Annotated in this window: 16 protein-coding genes; 8 read left to right on the top strand and 8 right to left on the bottom strand. The window is 70.0% G+C overall.

What is annotated here, in order from left to right; translation table 11 throughout:
* The 6 genes from ABD841_RS13550 to dnaK all read right to left on the bottom strand — a co-directional run.
* Window positions 1-705 (bottom strand): hypothetical protein (locus ABD841_RS13550; protein WP_344971185.1); only part of this gene is annotated, 705 nt, incomplete at its 3' end.
* An 88-nt stretch (window positions 706-793) separates the two neighbouring features.
* Complete coding sequence (gene clpB, locus ABD841_RS13545; RefSeq protein ID WP_344971183.1) at window positions 794-3,376, bottom strand: ATP-dependent chaperone ClpB; 2,583 nt, start codon at window positions 3,374-3,376, stop codon at window positions 794-796.
* Window positions 3,377-3,720: 344 nt separating this feature from the next.
* On the bottom strand, window positions 3,721-4,068 hold the full coding sequence (locus ABD841_RS13540) for a heat shock protein transcriptional repressor HspR (protein ID WP_344971181.1): 348 nt from the start codon (window positions 4,066-4,068) through the stop codon (window positions 3,721-3,723).
* A 2-nt stretch (window positions 4,069-4,070) separates the two neighbouring features.
* A complete protein-coding gene (dnaJ, locus tag ABD841_RS13535) occupies window positions 4,071-5,258 on the bottom strand; it encodes a molecular chaperone DnaJ (RefSeq protein WP_344971180.1) in 1,188 nt (395 codons plus the stop codon).
* A gap of 37 nt (window positions 5,259-5,295) precedes the next feature.
* Entirely contained in the window at window positions 5,296-5,925 is a 630-nt protein-coding gene (grpE, locus tag ABD841_RS13530) for a nucleotide exchange factor GrpE (RefSeq protein ID WP_344971178.1), read from the bottom strand.
* Between the two features lie 28 nt (window positions 5,926-5,953).
* The gene (dnaK, locus tag ABD841_RS13525; protein ID WP_344971177.1) at window positions 5,954-7,819 is read right to left on the bottom strand and encodes a molecular chaperone DnaK; all 1,866 of its coding nucleotides are present in this window, start codon (window positions 7,817-7,819) and stop codon (window positions 5,954-5,956) included.
* Between the two features lie 371 nt (window positions 7,820-8,190).
* Between dnaK and ABD841_RS13520 the strand changes: the two genes are divergently transcribed.
* On the top strand, window positions 8,191-8,784 hold the full coding sequence (locus ABD841_RS13520) for a hypothetical protein (RefSeq protein WP_344971176.1): 594 nt from the start codon (window positions 8,191-8,193) through the stop codon (window positions 8,782-8,784).
* Between the two features lie 47 nt (window positions 8,785-8,831).
* Here ABD841_RS13520 and ABD841_RS13515 read toward each other — a convergent pair whose 3' ends face one another.
* Both ABD841_RS13515 and ABD841_RS13510 read right to left on the bottom strand, forming a co-directional pair.
* Window positions 8,832-9,296: a hypothetical protein gene (locus ABD841_RS13515; protein ID WP_344971175.1), complete on the bottom strand. Its 465-nt coding sequence runs from the start codon at window positions 9,294-9,296 to the stop codon at window positions 8,832-8,834.
* 37 nt (window positions 9,297-9,333) lie between these two features.
* On the bottom strand, window positions 9,334-9,744 hold the full coding sequence (locus ABD841_RS13510) for a PIN domain nuclease (protein WP_344971173.1): 411 nt from the start codon (window positions 9,742-9,744) through the stop codon (window positions 9,334-9,336).
* A gap of 137 nt (window positions 9,745-9,881) precedes the next feature.
* Between ABD841_RS13510 and proC the strand changes: the two genes are divergently transcribed.
* From proC to ABD841_RS13475, 7 genes are all read left to right on the top strand, one after another.
* The gene (gene proC / locus ABD841_RS13505) at window positions 9,882-10,676 is read left to right on the top strand and encodes a pyrroline-5-carboxylate reductase (protein ID WP_344971172.1); all 795 of its coding nucleotides are present in this window, start codon (window positions 9,882-9,884) and stop codon (window positions 10,674-10,676) included.
* A gap of 397 nt (window positions 10,677-11,073) precedes the next feature.
* Window positions 11,074-12,237: an acetoin utilization protein AcuC gene (locus ABD841_RS13500; protein ID WP_344971170.1), complete on the top strand. Its 1,164-nt coding sequence runs from the start codon at window positions 11,074-11,076 to the stop codon at window positions 12,235-12,237.
* A gap of 62 nt (window positions 12,238-12,299) precedes the next feature.
* On the top strand, window positions 12,300-13,079 hold the full coding sequence (locus tag ABD841_RS13495) for a phosphatase (RefSeq protein WP_344971168.1): 780 nt from the start codon (window positions 12,300-12,302) through the stop codon (window positions 13,077-13,079).
* Between the two features lie 322 nt (window positions 13,080-13,401).
* The gene (locus ABD841_RS13490; protein WP_012887307.1) at window positions 13,402-13,605 is read left to right on the top strand and encodes a helix-turn-helix domain-containing protein; all 204 of its coding nucleotides are present in this window, start codon (window positions 13,402-13,404) and stop codon (window positions 13,603-13,605) included.
* A gap of 310 nt (window positions 13,606-13,915) precedes the next feature.
* Window positions 13,916-14,014, top strand: a complete 99-nt coding sequence (locus ABD841_RS13485) for a 30S ribosomal protein bS22 (RefSeq protein WP_018654693.1) — start codon at window positions 13,916-13,918, stop codon at window positions 14,012-14,014.
* A 23-nt stretch (window positions 14,015-14,037) separates the two neighbouring features.
* Window positions 14,038-15,063 (top strand): NAD-dependent epimerase/dehydratase family protein, encoded by a 1,026-nt coding sequence (locus ABD841_RS13480; protein WP_344971166.1) that lies wholly within the window; start codon window positions 14,038-14,040, stop codon window positions 15,061-15,063.
* Window positions 15,064-15,338: 275 nt separating this feature from the next.
* Entirely contained in the window at window positions 15,339-16,160 is an 822-nt protein-coding gene (locus tag ABD841_RS13475) for a lysophospholipid acyltransferase family protein (RefSeq protein WP_425581985.1), read from the top strand.
* Window positions 16,161-16,386 lie beyond the last annotated feature (226 nt).

Raw genomic sequence — 16,386 nt, 5'->3', positions numbered from 1 at the left:
AGGGGCCGGCGGCGGTGCCGCGCCGTCCGGGCTCGGGGGCACCGGGCCCTCCAGCCGCAGCCAGCTCAGACCGTCACCCGGTGAGCCCGGAGCGCCCGTTGTGCCCGGCATGCCGGGCAGGTCCGGCATTTCGGCGAGGGTGCCCGGCCACCGGGCGGTGGAGGCGGCGGCGACCGCCGGCGCGGACATGCCCGAGAGCGCGTCCGCGGCTTTCTCCGGCATGCCCGGGAGCGCGTCCCCGAGAGCCCCCGCCGGCGTGCCCGGGAGCATCCTCGCCGCGCCGGAGCCGGACAGACCCGGCAGCCCGGAGGGCAGGGTGCGGAAGCCATGGCCCGCGGCGACGCCCCCGGCGTCGGTGAAGCCGGCCACCGAGGAGGCCCGGGCGAGTCCGGGCAAGCCGGCGATCCGCGCGAGCCGGTCGGCGGACGGCGTCTCACCGTCGCCCTGAGCGCTCATCCTCCCGACGACCGCGCCCGTTCCGTCGGTGATCACGCTCGTTCCGTCGGTGATCGCGCCGCCTCCGACGCCACCGGCCTTCTCGCAGATCGAGGTCACGGTCTCGGACCGCTCCAGCGCCTCCGGGGTGCCTCGCCCCTCGCAGGGCACGACTCCCGCCGAGGCCGGAGCGATCATCGTCCAGCCCGTGCCGGCCGCGAGCGCCGCCACGGCGAGGATCCCCCGGATGTTCCGTGAGGTGTTCGACATGCACGTCCCCCTGTTGCGTTCGGTAATCCGATGACTGCCGAACGTAACAGGGGGGTCTTGCTCAGGGGTCCGCTTAACCCAATGGTGGTCAAGCCCTTACCGGGCCGATCACCAGCGAGTCGCTCGTCTCGTCGATGTCGACGAGGACCTCGTCGCCGTCCTGGACCCGGCCGGACAGCACCTCCTTGGCCAGCTTGTCACCGATCGCCGACTGCACGAGGCGGCGCAGCGGCCGGGCGCCGTACAGCGGGTCGTAACCCGTCAGCGCCAGCCAGTCGCGTGCCGCCGGAGTCACGGTCAGCGTGAGCCGCCGGTCCGCCAGGCGCCTGGCCAGGTGACCGACCTGCAGGTCCACGATCCTGGACAGTTCCTCGGTGCCGAGCGCGTCGAACAGGATGACGTCGTCGAGCCGGTTGAGGAACTCCGGCTTGAACGAGGTCCTGACCGCGTTCATCACGGCCGTCCGCTGCTCGTCCTTACCCATGGTCGGGTCGACGAGGAACTGCGAGCCGAGGTTGGAGGTGAGGATCAGGATCGTGTTGCGGAAGTCGACCGTGCGACCCTGGCCGTCGGTCAGCCGCCCGTCGTCGAGCACCTGGAGCAGGATGTCGAAGACCTCGGGGTGGGCCTTCTCGACCTCGTCCAGCAGCACCACGGTGTACGGCCTGCGTCGCACGGCCTCGGTGAGCTGGCCGCCCTCCTCGTAACCCACGTAACCGGGCGGGGCGCCCACGAGGCGGGCGACGCTGTGCTTCTCGCCGTACTCGCTCATGTCGATGCGGACCATCGCCCGCTCGTCGTCGAACAGGAAGTCCGCCAGTGCCTTGGCCAGCTCGGTCTTGCCGACACCCGTGGGGCCGAGGAACAGGAAACTGCCGGTCGGCCGGTCGGGGTCGGAGATGCCCGCGCGGGCTCGGCGCACCGCGTCGGAGACCGCCTGGACGGCCTGCTTCTGACCGATCAACCGCTTGCCGAGCTCCTCCTCCATGCGCAGCAGCTTGGCGGTCTCGCCCTCCAGCAGACGCCCCGCGGGGATGCCGGTCCACGAGGAGATGACCTGGGCGATGTCGTCGGAGCCGACCTCCTCCTTGACCATCGGGTTCTCGGGCTGAGCGGCCTTGCTGGCCTCGGCGAGCTCGGCCTCCAGCTTCGGCACCTCGGCGTACATCAGCCGCGAGGCGGCCTCGAAGTCACCGTCGCGCTGCGCGCGCTCGGCGGCGCCGCGCACCTCGTCGATCTGCTTCTTCAGGTCGCCGACCCGGTTGAGGCCCGCCTTCTCCTGCTCCCAGCGGCCGACCAGCGCGTTCAGCTCCTCCTGGCGGTCGGCCAGCTCCTTGCGGAGCCGCTCCAGCCGCTGGATGCTGCCCTCGTCGGTCTCCTTGGCGAGCGCCAGCTCCTCCATCCTCATCCGGTCGACGTTCCGCTGGAGCTGGTCGATCTCCACGGGACGGGAGTCGATCTCCATGCGGAGCCGGGAGGCCGCCTCGTCGACGAGGTCGATCGCCTTGTCCGGCAGGAACCGGGAGGTGATGTAGCGGTCGGAGAGCGCCGCGGCGGCCACCAGCGCGCTGTCGGCGATCTGGACCTGGTGGTGCGCCTCGTAGCGGCCCTTGAGGCCGCGCAGGATGGCGATGGTGTCCTCGACGCTGGGCTCGCCCACGTAGACCTGCTGGAAGCGGCGCTCCAGCGCGGGGTCCTTCTCGATGCGCTCGCGGTACTCGTCCAGCGTGGTCGCGCCGATCATCCGCAGCTCGCCGCGGGCCAGCATGGGCTTGAGCATGTTGCCGGCGTCCATCGCGCCCTCGGCGGCGCCGGCGCCGACCATGGTGTGCAGCTCGTCGATGAAGGTGACGACCTGGCCGTTGCTCTCCTTGATCTCGCTGAGGACGGCCTTGAGGCGCTCCTCGAACTCGCCGCGGTACTTGGCGCCGGCGACCATCGCGCCGAGGTCGAGCGCGATCAGACGCTTGTCGCGCAGGCTGGAGGGCACGTCACCCGCGACGATCCGCTGGGCCAGCCCCTCCACCACGGCGGTCTTGCCGACACCGGGCTCGCCGATGAGGACGGGGTTGTTCTTCGTCCGGCGGCTGAGGACCTGGACGACCCGCCGGATCTCCGAGTCACGGCCGATCACGGGGTCGAGCTTGCCCGCCCGCGCCCGCTCGGTCAGATCGATCCCGTACTTCTCCAGCGCCTGGTAGGTGTCCTCCGGGGTCTCGCTGGTCACCCTGGCGTGCCCGCGCACCTTCTCGAAGGCGTCGAGCAGCGCGTTCGGGGTGGCGCCGCGCGACCTGAGCAACTCGGCGATCGGACCGCCGTCGGCGGCGAGACCGACCAGGAGGTGCTCGGTCGAGACGTAGTCGTCCTCAAGCTGACGGGCCCGCTGAGCCGCGGTGTTCAGCACGGTGAGCAACTGCCGGGAGCTCGACGGGGCGCTGACCGTGGCGCCCTGCGCCTTGGGCAGGGCCGCGAGCTGCTTCTCGGCCTCGGTCCGCAGCTGCTTCCAGTCGGCGCCCACCGCCTCCAGCAGGGGCACGGCGGTGCTGCCCGACAGCGCAAGCAAAGAGGTGAACAGGTGAGCCGGGGCGACCTCGGGGTTGCCTTCGGCGGCCGCCCGCCGGATGGCGGAGGACACCGCCTCCTGGCTCTTCTGGGTAAGTTTGTAATCCATGCTTGTGGCCTCACTCTGTGTCTGTGGCGACGCTGCGTTCACGGCGACGCTGCGCGTCGCGGCTCGGGTGCTCTGACCCGGCTCCTTCCCTCGTCGCCGGCGCACCCTCGCGGACTCCCGCGCTCCTCGGTCCGGTCGCCGGTGTGCCCGAAGGGCCCAAACAGTCGCCGGTGTGCCCGAACAATCCCCAAACAGTCGCCGGTGTGTCCGAGTGGTCCTCAAACAGTCGTCTGTGTGTCCGCAGGTCGCTTCTCGGTGCGGTCGCCGGTGTGTTCCGGACGAGAATCCCTCGGTCCGGTCGCCGGTGTTCCCCTGTGGTGGACACCCCCCGATGTCTCGCAGAGTCAGGCGGGTGGCAGCTGGTACTGGATCAGTGCACGGATCATGGCCATCTCCGCGCGCAGGCGCTCGTTCTCGTCACGCAGGCGCAGAGCCTCGTTCTCCAGGGTCAGGATCCTTTTGATGCCCGCGAGGTTGATGCCCTCCTCCTGGGAGAGCCGCTGGACCTCGCGGAGCATCACGATGTCGCGGGTGGAGTACAGGCGGCCGCGCCCGGCCGACCGGCCTGGACTGACCAGGCCGAGACGGTCGTACTGCCGCAGGGTCTGCGGGTGCAGACCCGACAGCTGGGCGGCCACCGAGATGACGTATACAGGAGTGTCGTCCGACAGATCGAAGTAGTTGGCGTCCATGGCTACTCGCTTCTGGCCTGTTGGATGAGGTCCGCCCGCGGGTCGACACCCGCGGTGGCGTCGCGGAACTCCTCAAGGGCTCCCCGTGCCTTGTCCTCCAGACGCTGCGGCACCAGGACCTCGATCGTGGCGAGCAGGTCGCCCTTGGTGCCGTCCTTGCGGGTCACACCCCTGCCCCGCACCCGGAAGGTGCGGCCGTTCGGGGTGCCCTCGGGGATGCGCAGCGTGACCGGCATGCCCTTCAGGATCGGCACCTTGATCTCGGCGCCCAGCGCCGCCTCGGTGAAGGTGACCGGAACGGTGATCGTCAGGTTCTCACCCGTCCTGCCGAACACCGGGTGCGGCTTGACGTGGATCAGCACGTACAGGTCGCCGGCCGGGCCGCCGTTCTCACCGGGCGCGCCCTTGCCCTTGATCCTGATGCGCTGGCCGTCGCCGACGCCGGCCGGGATGCGCGCCTGGATCGTGCGGGTGCTCTTGCCCCGCCCGCTCCCGTCGCACACCGGGCACGGGTCGTCCACCAGCAGGCCGCGGCCCTTGCAGTCGCGGCACGGCTCGGAGAAGGCGAAGTTGCCCAGGTTGCGGCTGGCCGCCCCGGTGCCCTCACAGGTCGGGCAGACACGCGGGGTGGTGCCGGCCTTGGCGCCGGTGCCACTGCATGCCGCGCAGGCGGAGGAACTGGTCAGGCGGAGCGAGACCGTGGTGCCCTCCACCGCCTCGGAGAAGGAGAGCGTGACCTCCGACTCGACGTCCTGGCCCCGTCGCGCCCTGGTGGTCGTCCCGCCGGGACGGGTCGTGCCGCCCCGGTTGAACAGGCCGCCGAAGATGTCGCCGATGCGGTCTCCCGCACCCTGCTGGCCGGTGCCCCCGAACAGGTCCCCCAGGTCGAAGGGGAACCCGCCGCGGGGAGCCCCCCCGCCCCCCGCGTAACCGCCGAGCCCCGATCCGAACAGCGTCCGCGCCTCGTCGTACTCCTTGCGGCGCTTGGTGTCGGACAGGACGTTGTAGGCCTCGGAGACCTCCTTGAACTTGGCGGTGCTCTCGGAGTCCGCCGAGCTTCCGGGGTTGGCGTCGGGGTGGTGCTGCCTGGCCAGCTTCCGGTACGCCTTCTTGATCTCCTCGGCCGTGGCGGTCTTGGGCACACCAAGGACGGCGTAGTAGTCCTTCTCCAGGTAGTCCTTGGTGCTCATCTATGTTCCTTCTCAGAGAGATCAGATATGGGGGGTGTCAGTTTTCGTCCGTGTCGGACGTGGCCGGCGCGGCGGGCTCCTCGGGCTCGGCGACCGAGACCCTGGCGGGACGGAGCACCCGCTCGCCGATCCGGTAACCGGGCTGCAGGATCTCCACGCAGGTCGGCTCGGTGACGTCGGCGGAGTAGCTGTGCAGCAGCGCCTCGTGCACCGTCGGGTCGAACGGCTCGCCCTTGGTGCCGAAGGTGCTCAGCCCCAGCTTGCCGGTGACCGCCTCCAGCGACTCGCTCACCTTGGCGAAGCCGCCGGTGAGCTCGCCGTGCTCGCGGGCCCGGCCGATGTCGTCGAGGACCGGCAGCAGCTCGGCCAGCACGCCGGCCACCGCCTGCTCCTTGACCGTCGCCCGGTCCCGCTCGACGCGCTTGCGGTAGTTGGAATACTCGGCCTGAAGACGCTGCAGGTCCGCGGTGCGCTCCGCGAGCTGGGTGGCCAGTTCGATCGATGCGAGGTCGGAGGCCAGGGAGGAGGACTGCTCGTCCTGCCCCCTGGTCGCCTGCCCTTGCGCGTCCGACGGGCTCGCCTCGCGTGCCTGCCCCGTCTCCGGGTCTATCTTTCGGTTGTCGCGGATCACCGGCTCCTCCCCGGAACCGTTCTCGCGCGTGCTCACGCTGGTGCTCCCCTCGGCTTTCCGAACGTCACTTGCCGCCGTCGCGCTTCGGCTCTTCGTCGACGATCTCGGCCTCGACCACGTCGTCGTCCTTGCGCTCGCCCGCGGCGTCACCCTGCGGGGCGCCGGTCGGGGCCTCGGACGCCTGCGACTGGGCGTAGATGGCCGAGCCCATCTTCTGGCTGACCGTGGCGAGCTTCTCCGCGGAGGCGCGGATCGCGGCCGAGTCGGTGCCCTCCAGAGTCTTCTTCAGCTCGGAGACGGCGTCGTTGACCTCGGTCTTGATGTCGTCCGGGATCTTGTCGCCGTTCTCGTTGAGGAACTTCTCGGTCTGGTAGACGAGCGAGTCGGCGTTGTTGCGCGTCTCGGCCTCTTCGCGGCGCTTCTTGTCCTCTTCGGCGTAGGACTCGGCCTCGCGCATCATGCGCTCGATGTCGTCCTTCGGCAGCGCGGAGCCGCCGGTGATCGTCATCGTCTGCTCCTTGCCGGTGCCGAGGTCCTTGGCGGAGACGTTGACGATGCCGTTGGCGTCGATGTCGAAGGTGACCTCGATCTGCGGGATGCCGCGCGGCGCCGGGGCGATGCCGGTCAGCTCGAAGGTGGCCAGCTTCTTGTTGTACGCCGCGATCTCGCGCTCGCCCTGGTAGACCTGGATCTGCACCGACGGCTGGTTGTCCTCGGCCGTGGTGAAGACCTCCGAGCGCTTGGTCGGGATCGTGGTGTTGCGCTCGATGATCTTCGTGAAGATCCCGCCCTTGGTCTCGATGCCGAGCGAGAGAGGGGTCACGTCGAGCAGCAGGACGTCCTTGACCTCGCCCTTGAGCACGCCGGCCTGCAGGGCGGCGCCGATGGCGACGACCTCGTCCGGGTTCACGCCCTTGTTGGGCTCCTTGCCGCCGGTGAGCTCCTTGACCAGGTCGGTCACCGCGGGCATGCGGGTCGAGCCGCCGACGAGCACGACGTGCGCGATGTCGGAGACCTTGATGCCGGCGTCCTTGATGACCTGGTGGAACGGGCCCTTGCAGCGCTCCAGCAGGTCGGCGGTGAGCCGCTGGAACTCGGCGCGGGTCAGCTTCTCGTCGAGGTGCAGCGGGCCCTCGGCGGAGGCGGTGATGTAGGGCAGGTTGATCGTGGTCTCCGACTGGCTGGAGAGCTCGATCTTGGCCTTCTCCGCGGCCTCGCGCAGGCGCTGGAGGGCCATCTTGTCCTTGGTCAGGTCGACGCCGTGGGCGTTCTTGAACCTGTTGGCCAGCTCGTCGACGACGCGCTGGTCCCAGTCGTCGCCACCGAGGTGGTTGTCACCGCTGGTGGCCTTCACCTCGACGAAGCCGTGGCCGTCTTCCTGGCCGACGTCGAGCAGGGACACGTCGAAGGTGCCGCCACCGAGGTCGAAGACCAGGATGGTCTGGTCCTTGTCCTTGTCGAGGCCGTAGGCGAGCGCCGCGGCGGTGGGCTCGTTGATGATGCGCAGCACGTTGAGGCCCGCGATGGTGCCGGCCTCCTTGGTGGCCTGGCGCTGGGCGTCGTTGAAGTAGGCGGGAACGGTGATCACGGCGTCGGTGATCTTCTCGCCCAGGTACGCCTCGGCGTCCTGCTTGAGCTTCTGGAGCACGAAGGCGCTGATCTGCTGCGGGGAGAACTTCTTGCCGTCGATCTCGACGGACCAGTTGGTGCCCATCTCGCGCTTGACCGAGCGGATCGTCCGGTCCACGTTGGTGACGGCCTGTCGCTTGGCGACCTCGCCGACGAGGACCTCGCCGTTCTTCGCGAAGGCGACCACGGACGGCGTGGTCCGCGAGCCCTGCGCGTTGGCGATGACGGTGGGCTCACCGCCTTCGAGGATCGAGACGACGGAGTTGGTCGTCCCCAGGTCGATACCTACCGCACGTGCCATGAGTACGTCCTTGTAGTCAAAGTTGAGTCTGTGCGACTCATACTGGAACCTCGCGTGACGTTTGTCAAACGACTTGAGTCTATTCGGCTCAACCCTCGGGCGCGTGAAAGCATTCCCGGTCCACGGAGAACGTCGTCGGCGGGTCCCTCCGGCGTCCGCTGATCGAGGGTGCCGAGCCGTACCTCATCTACGTCACCGCCGAGAGGACCACCTGGCGTCCCCGTGATGCCGGAGCCTCGGCTCTCGTCCGCACCCAGACCCGGGGCCGTCCGGCCCGGCCGCGGGATGAGGACGGGTGGCGCGCGGAAGGTGCTCCCGCGGAGTGGCGGTACGCAGCGGAATGCCTTCCCGGCGGGAAATGCGAGCCGGTCGTGGTCGCCGCGGCACCGGGGGAGTGCAGGTACGCCTGGAAGGCCGAGCCCGGAGCGATCAGGGACGGTACGTGGAACGGCGCCCTGACTCTCGCCGACCTGGATCTCTTCCCCACGGACCCGGACGCCCTGCGGGAGTATGTCCGCGGTCTCCACGACCGGCAGGTACGGGACGGCGTCGCCGCCGGGTCGTTCGAGAGGACCCAGAGTCTGGTGGGCGCCTGGCTGCTGCAGCTTCCCGCCAGGCCGGAACTCCAGGCGGCGGTGCTCCGGATGCTGGCGGAGTTGCCGGGGACCGAGGTGCTGGGGGAGACGGCCGATCCGCTCGGCCGCACCGGGCTCGGGGTCAGGATCGGCAAGACGGACGGGCCGCTGAGCGCGCGGGTGGGCGGCGACCCGGTGTCCACCGACTGGCAGCTCATCCTGGACCGGCGGACCGGGCGGATGCTCGCCCTCCGGAACACCGCGCTGCACGACCTTCCCGATGTGGCGAAGGGCACCCTGGTGAGCTACACGGTCTTCCTCGAACAGGGCTGGACCGACCGGCGGCCCGAGGTCCCCGAGGGCTGCCGGGAGGATCCCGCCATTCCGTGATCCCCTCCGGTACGGCTCCCGCCACGCGACGGCAGCCGTGCCGGCCGTCAGGTCCTGGCGCCGTCGACGACCTTCCGGTTACCGAGGGGCTTCTTGAGCTTGACCGTCGTCACCTTCTTGATGGCGATCTCGATGCAGGCCACGTTCTGGACCTTGGCGCTCGGGCCCTCCCAGAGGGTGACGGTGACCTTCCGGGCGGTCTCCCGCACGGTGACCCGGTCGAGCACGTTGCACGGCTCCACCCCGGACCACCAGACGACCCGCAGGCTCCGGCCGTCCTTGGACGGGGTCGCCGTCAGCCACCCGACCTTGCGGGGGTTCTCGGTACCGCCCTCGGGCCTGGTCGGCTTGGGGGCGCCGCCCGTGGGGTCGGCCTGGGGAGCGGCCGGCGTGGAGGGCACGGTGTGGCTCACCGGGCGGGAGGGGCCGTCGGCGGTGGCCGCGGTGTCGGGCGTGGTGCCGCAGCCCAGGACCATCAGCAGGCTTCCGGCGAGGATGGGGGTCGCGATCATACGCATATCCCTGAAACGGACCGGGGCCCGGGAAGGTTCAGGGAATCCTGGTGTCGCGCTGCAGGACCTCGGTCATGACCGCCGAGACGGTGACGAAGTCGTCGTCGACGTGCAGCACGGTCAACCCGTGGTGCACGGCCGTCGCGCACAGCAGGAGGTCGATCGCTCCCGCGGAGCGGTGCCGGCCTTTCTGAGTGAGCTTGTATTGCGCGTTCTCCACCCAGCGCCAGGCGGACTTGGGAACAGGCGCCAGTCGGCAGAGAGCGTTGAGCTCTGTTTCCAGTTCGTCACGGTGGGCCGGGCCGGTCGCGGAGTACAGGAACTCGGTTCTTGTCGGCTCGCAGATGCTCAGAGCGCCAGAGGCGATCCGGTCAGACCACGCCTCCTGGGTCTCCGGGGTGCGCAGGAGGTGCCATAGGGCGGATGTGTCGGCCAGATAGGAGATCACGAGAAGGCGTCATTCCGTGCCTGTGTCGCGGTTCTGCGCGCCAGTGGGCGTCTATCGCGTGGTGCTCTGGATGGTTCACCTGGGGTATGGGGCCGATAGGCTGCGGAAAGCTTCCACCCCTGATTTCGAGGTGTCACATGATCGCGATTCTTGGAACCGGCAAGATGGGTGAGGCCCTGCTGTCCGGCCTGCTCCGGGCCGGGTTCAAGCCGGGCGACGTGCTGGTGACCGCGCGGCGCGCCGAGCGCGGTCAGGCCCTCGCGGAGCGCTACGGCGTGCGGGTGGCCTCCAACGCCGAGGCCGCCAAGAGCGCCGACACGATCATCCTCGCGGTCAAGCCGCAGGACATGGGGAAGCTGCTCGACGAGATCGCGCCGCACATCCCCGCCGACCGGCTGGTCATCTCGGTGGCCGCGGGCATCACGACCGCGTTCGTCGAGTCGCGGCTCGGCGGCGACATCCCGGTGGTCCGGGTCATGTCCAACACGCCGGTCCTGGTGGACGAGGCGATGAGCGTGATCTCGGCGGGCGCGCACGCCGGAGAGGAGCACCTCAAGCGCACCGAGGACCTGCTCAGCCCGGTCGGCAAGGTGCTGCGCATTCCCGAGTCGCAGCAGGACGCCGCCACCGCCCTGTCGGGCAGCGGTCCCGCCTACTTCTTCTACCTCGTCGAGGCCATGGTCGACGCGGGCATCCTGCTCGGCATGCCTCGCGCCGCCGCGCTCGACATGGTCACCCAGTCGATCGTCGGTGCCGCGATCATGCTCCGTGACTCCGGCGAGCACCCGGTGATCCTGCGTGAGGCGGTCACCTCTCCGGGCGGCACCACCATCGCGGCCATCGCCGAGCTGGAGCGCCACAGCGTCCGCGCCGCCTTCCTGGCCGCCATCGAGGCCGCCCGAGACCGGGGGCGCCAGCTCGCCGGCGGGTGACGTCCCCCGTTCCGGGGAGGCTGCCGTGCGTCCCACCGGGCTCGGCGCCGGTCGGTGAGCGGCCCGGCGCGTCCGCGTGCGGCCCGCCATGTCGGTCCGGCGCGGGAACCGTCGTCGGCGGGTCGATCGCGCCGTTGGTCCGGCCGGGGCGGCCGCCACGGGGCGGGGCGATCGGCCGGTCCGGTCGGCCGCGCCGTACCCTGACAGGGAACCGCGCCGTACCCTGACAAAGAGCGGCCCCTTAACAGCAATAAGTCATGATATTTCGCTCAGGTGAAAACGGCCGCCCCCTCCGAGACGGTTCGGTAAACCCCCCGCTGTAGTCGTGCGGTAACGTCGGGCCGGGGCAGAAGATCGAGCCGTGACGCGCGGCGTCACAACCGGACAGGGAGTGCGCATGAGCCGATCCGCGCGGGTTGTCTGGGACGATGCGCTCACCTCGTACGACTTCGGTCCCGGGCACCCGCTCGCGCCGGTCCGGGTCGAGCTGACCATGGCTCTGGCCAGGGAGCTCGGTGTGCTCGACGCGGTCGAGATCGGCGGCTGCGCGCCCGCCACCGACGACGAGCTGGCCCTCGTCCACAAGCGTGACTACATCGAGGCCGTCAAGCGGGTCTCCGCCACCGGGCGGCCCGACATCGCCTACGGGCTCGGCACGACGGACAACCCCGCGTTCACCGGCGTCCACGAGGCGTCCGCGCTGATCACCGGCGCCACCCTGGCCGCCGCCCGCGCGGTGTGGACGGGCGAGGTCGAGCACGCGGTCAACGTGGCGGGCGGCCTGCACCACGCGATGGCCGCCACGGCGAGCGGATTCTGCGTCTACAACGACCCGGGGGCGGCGATCGCCTGGCTGCTGACCCAGGGTGCCTCCCGGGTCGCCTACGTGGACGTGGACGTCCACCACGGCGACGGGGTGCAGTCGCTGTTCTACGACGATCCCCGGGTGCTGACCATCAGCCTCCACGAGAGCCCCCGCACGCTCTTCCCCGGTACGGGCTTCCCCGACGAGCGCGGCGCGGAGGGCACCGCGGTCAACGTGGCCCTGCCCGCCGGATGCGGGGACAGCGGCTGGTTGCGCGCCTTCCACGCGGTGGTGCCGCCACTGCTGCGGGAGTTCGCCCCGGAGATCCTCGTCACCCAGCACGGCTGCGACAGCCACGCCCTCGACCCGCTCGCCAATCTGATGCTCAGCCTCGACGGCCAGCGTGTCGCGTACGCGGCCCTGCACGAGCTGGCCCACGAGACCGCGGGCGGGCGCTGGATCGCCACCGGCGGCGGAGGGTACGAGCTGGTGCAGGTCGTGCCCCGGGCGTGGACCCACCTGATCGCCGAGGTCGCGGGGCGCCCGCTCGATCCCGCGACCCCCACCCCGGAGGCGTGGCGCCGGTTCGTCAAGGAGCGGACCCGGCAGACGGCGCCGCTCACGCTGACCGATGGTAGAGATCCGGAATTTAGCGATTTTTCCGATGGTTATGATCCAGCGGACCCGATCGATCGGGCCATCATGGCGACGAGGAACGCTGTCTTCCCCTTCCACGGGCTCGTCCCCCTCCCGTGACGCGAGCTCCCGGACCGCGGCGGACCGTGTCGCGAAGCACGCCGGACCGCACTGAGGAACCGATGACGCACGTTGAGCTCCGTGAACACCTGATACGCACCGGGATCGCCGGTGATGTGGCGACCAGCCGCGAGAACAACCTGGACCACTACCGGTCGCTGGCCAACCGGGATCCCCATTACATGTTCGGGCTGTCCCTGGAGGGCGCCTGGTCGTACCGGGACATCCTTGAGCTGATGGCCAAGGCGGCCGGGGTGGTGGCCGACCCCGAGCACCGGGAGGGCCAGGACACCATCGACCCCGACCGCACGATCGAGGCGGTCGAGAAGATGGGCGACGTCATCGCCGGCGTGCTCTCGAAGGAGAACCCCAGGATCCTGTTCGCCACCGGACACCCCACCGGCCTCCTCACCATCCACATGACCCTGGCGCGGCTGGTCGCGGAGCGCGGGGCGACCCTGATGAGCCCGGCCGAAGGCTGGTCCTACTGGGGCACCGGGTTCGGCCGCAAGCGCAAGATCCGCTACATGGACGACGTCGCGATGCTCGACGACCGGGGCTCCTTCGTCCACACCCACGACCCGGCCCCGATGCGGGCCATGCTCGAGGAACTCGGCGACGAACGCCCCGACCTCGTGATCGCCGACCACGGATGGGCCGGGGCCGCGGGGGAGGCGGGGATCCTCACGGTCGGGTTCGCCGACTGCAACGACCCGGCGCTCTTCGTCGGCGAGGCCGAGGGCAAGATCGCGGTGACCGTTCCGCTTGATGACAATGTGCTGCCCAGATATTACGCACCGTTGACGAACCACTTGGTCGAGAGGGTCGTGCGAGCCCTCTGAGGCGAGGGGTGCGTGATTTGGGACGTCCCTATACCGGTATTTCGCGCCTGCATTCCAGGGACCTCGCCGACCGTTTGCCAACTTTTTGGAGTTTGTGGGCGACTCTAATAGGAGAAAGTTGGTCCGTTCCAAGATCAGAGCGAGGGGCACGGTTCGGCTGCTGGCCAGCGATTACGTCTGTTTTGCTGACATGGGGCTCCCAGGGCTGAGAAAGTGGGGGGTTTGCGCACCCGGAGTCCCGACTTACGCTGACAGCAGTACACGTGCGTGAGCAATGGCACCAGTGGGGATAACCCGGATACACGTGCGGAAGAGGCGTCCGATGGGTGCAGGCGAAAGACCTCTCAGCGAGGTGAAGTTCCTGACGGTGGCCGAGGTGGCCACGGTCATGAGGGTGTCCAAGATGACGGTGTACCGACTCGTGCATTCGGGCGAGCTGCCGGCCATCCGGGTCGGCCGATCCTTCCGGGTGCCGGAGCAGGCGGTGCACGACTATCTCAGGGATGCCTACATCGAGGCAGGTTGAAGCGGGGGGGACCCGACACGGTGACCCTGCGGCCGGTGCGAACGGCCCGGCCGCGAGGCGAGCGAGGAGCGTCGGGCGGCCCACGGGCCGGTCCTGCTCCTTCCGGCCTGGCCGGTGTGTCACTTCCGGTCTGACCGGTATGTGCAGGGTTCCCGCTTCGCTGAGGTAGCGACGTGGTCGACACGTCGTGAGTTCGCGTGCCCGGGGTGCCCCCGGGGGCGATCCACCGCGGATCGCCGGTAGTCTGTTGTGCCGGTGTGCGTTCGCGTACCGGTTCGGCAATCTCGGCTACCAGCTACCTGGGGGTCCCGTGGGCTCTGTGATCAAGAAGCGCCGCAAGCGCATGGCGAAGAAGAAGCACCGCAAGCTTCTCAAGAAGACCCGCATCCAGCGGCGTAACAAGAAGTAGAAGCGCGGATCTGCGAGGCGCCGATGACCCACACCGTGCTTGTCACCGGGGTCTCGCGCCCCATCGGCGCCCGAGTGGCGAGCGTTCTCGCGGCCGACCCGGACATCGACCGGGTCATCGGAGTAGACACGGTGCCGCCGCCCTCGCTGTCACGTGACGGCGGCGTGCCTCTCGGCCGGACGGAGTTCGTCCGCGTCGATCTGCGCAGCCCCGACATCGCCAAGGTGATCGCGGCCGCCGACATCGACATCGTCGTCCACATGAGCCTGGTGAGCACTCCTCCCCGGAGTGGGGGCCGGCCGCTCATGAAAGAGCACAACGTCATCGGCACCATGCAGTTGCTGGCAGCCTGCCAGCGGTCCGCAACCGTCCGCCGCGTCGTGGTGCGTTCCACCACCGCGGTGTACGGGTCCTCCGCGCGCGACCCCGCGGTCTTCACCGAGGACGCCGAGCCCGCCGAGCCGCCCGGCCACGGCTACGCCAAGGACGCCTCCGAGGTGGAGGGTTACGTCCGGGGCTTCGCCAGGCGGCGTCGCGACGTGGTCGTGTCGACGCTCAGGTTCGCCAACTTCATGGGACCGGGCGTCGACTCGCCGCTGACGCGCTATTTCACCCAGCCTGTCCTGCCGACCGTGCTCGGCTTCGACCCCCGGCTGCAGTTCATCCATGAGGACGACGCGGTCGAAGCGCTCCGGCGGATGGCGCTGGAGGACCACCCCGGCACGTTCAACGTGGCCGGGGACGGTGTGCTGCTGCTGTCGCAGTGCGCCCACCGGGCGGGCCTGCTCCCGATGCCGGTGCCCTCCCCGGTCTTCCGCTTCATGGGCGAGTTCGTCCGGGGCATCGGGGTGGCCGACTACTCTCCCGAGCAGTTCCGCCTGATGTGCCACGGCCGCGTGGTCGACACCACCCGGCTGGCCGCGGCCCTCGGCTGGCGGCCGAAGTTCTCCACCGCCGCCGCGTTCGAGGACTTCGTCCACGCGCGGGACCTGGCCGGTGGGCTCCCCGCGGCCATGATGGACATGCTTTCCCAGGCGGTGACGAGGTGAGCGAGACGGCCGGCGAGCCCGAGGGCGCCGAAGTGATCCCCATCAGCCGCGCCCGGTCCTCGCACGCCCCGGCCCGCCGCGAGCCCGGTGGCGCGCTCCCGGACGAGGCCCGCCCGGCCGGCGTCTGTTCCGGCGGTCCCGATGCCGGAACCGGTCCTGAGACGGGCGCCGGCGCCGGAACCGGTCCTGAGACGGGCGCCGGCGCCGGAACCGGTCCTGAGGCGGGCGCCGGTGACGTCGCCGGCCCCGATGACGGTGACCGGAGGCTCGCCGAGCTGCTGGCCTTCCTGCGGCGCCGTATCGCCGGCGAGTATGAGGTCGACGAGTTCGGGTTCGATCCCGAGCTGACCGACAAGGTGCTGCTGGAGCTCATCCGCCCGCTCTACCGGCACTGGTTCCGTGTCGAGACCGTCGGCATGCACAACGTGCCGGGCGATTCGGGGGCCCTGATCGTGGCCAACCACTCGGGCACGCTCCCGTTCGACGGGCTCATGCTCCAGGTGGCCCTGCACGACGACCATCCCGGGCGCCGGGCGCTCCGCCTCCTGGGCGCCGACCTGGTCTACCGCCTCCCGGTGCTCGGGCACCTGTCCCGCAAGAGCGGTCACACCCTCGCCTGCCGGGAGGACGCCGACCGGCTGCTCCGGAAGGGGGAGCTCGTCGGGGTCTTCCCCGAGGGTTTCAAGGGCGTCGGCAAACCGTTCTCCGAGCGCTACCGGCTGCAACGCTTCGGCCGCGGCGGTTTCGTTGCCTCCGCCATCCGCGCCGGCGTGCCGATCGTGCCCTGCGCCATTGTGGGCGCCGAGGAGATCTATCCCAAGATCGGTGACCTGCGCTTCCTGGCACGGGCCCTCGGTCTGCCGTACCTGCCGATCACGCCACTCTTCCCCTGGCTCGGACCGCTCGGGCTGGTGCCGCTGCCCTCCAAGTGGATGATCGGCTTCGGCGAGCCGATCCGCACCGACGAGTTCGACCCGGATGACGCCGACGACCCCATGCTGGTCTTCAACCTCACCGACCAGGTGCGGGAGGTCATCCAGGGCCGGCTGGACGAACTCCGCCTCCGGCGCGGCCACGCCTTCCCACCGTTCTTCTGACCGGTCCGTCGTTCCGGGCTCCGGCTCCCCGGGGTTCTCCCGTCCCGCGCGCGTTCCGCTCCCCGGACCCCTCCGATGGGTGCGCGCCCGTTCCGCCCTTCGGGCCGGGTGAGTCGCGCACCGCGTGGTTCCGCGCTGTCCGCGCAAACAGGCCCGTTTTTTATTAGGCATCCTGTCTAACGAGGGGTGCCCCCGGTCGGTATGGTGTGCTCGACATCGCGTCTCA

This window comes from Streptosporangium fragile (assembly GCF_039534445.1).
GTDB classification, from domain to species: Bacteria; Actinomycetota; Actinomycetes; order Streptosporangiales; family Streptosporangiaceae; genus Streptosporangium; species Streptosporangium fragile.
The sequence above is the reverse complement of the archived record's forward strand: the minus strand, read 5'-3'. Positions and strand labels throughout refer to the sequence as shown.

Excerpts from the sequence above, each read along its gene's own strand:
- ABD841_RS13495 (WP_344971168.1), top strand. The coding sequence starts at position 12,300 with ATGACGCACGTTGAGCTCCGTGAACACCTGATACGCACCGGGATCGCC.
- ABD841_RS13500 (WP_344971170.1), top strand. The coding sequence starts at position 11,074 with ATGAGCCGATCCGCGCGGGTTGTCTGGGACGATGCGCTCACCTCGTAC.
- ABD841_RS13540 (WP_344971181.1), bottom strand. The coding sequence starts at position 4,068 with ATGGACGCCAACTACTTCGATCTGTCGGACGACACTCCTGTATACGTC.
- clpB (WP_344971183.1), bottom strand. The coding sequence starts at position 3,376 with ATGGATTACAAACTTACCCAGAAGAGCCAGGAGGCGGTGTCCTCCGCC.
- ABD841_RS13480 (WP_344971166.1), top strand. The coding sequence starts at position 14,038 with ATGACCCACACCGTGCTTGTCACCGGGGTCTCGCGCCCCATCGGCGCC.
- ABD841_RS13515 (WP_344971175.1), bottom strand. The coding sequence starts at position 9,296 with ATGATCGCGACCCCCATCCTCGCCGGAAGCCTGCTGATGGTCCTGGGC.
- dnaJ (WP_344971180.1), bottom strand. The coding sequence starts at position 5,258 with ATGAGCACCAAGGACTACCTGGAGAAGGACTACTACGCCGTCCTTGGT.
- proC (WP_344971172.1), top strand. The coding sequence starts at position 9,882 with ATGATCGCGATTCTTGGAACCGGCAAGATGGGTGAGGCCCTGCTGTCC.
- dnaK (WP_344971177.1), bottom strand. The coding sequence starts at position 7,819 with ATGGCACGTGCGGTAGGTATCGACCTGGGGACGACCAACTCCGTCGTC.
- ABD841_RS13490 (WP_012887307.1), top strand. The coding sequence starts at position 13,402 with ATGGGTGCAGGCGAAAGACCTCTCAGCGAGGTGAAGTTCCTGACGGTG.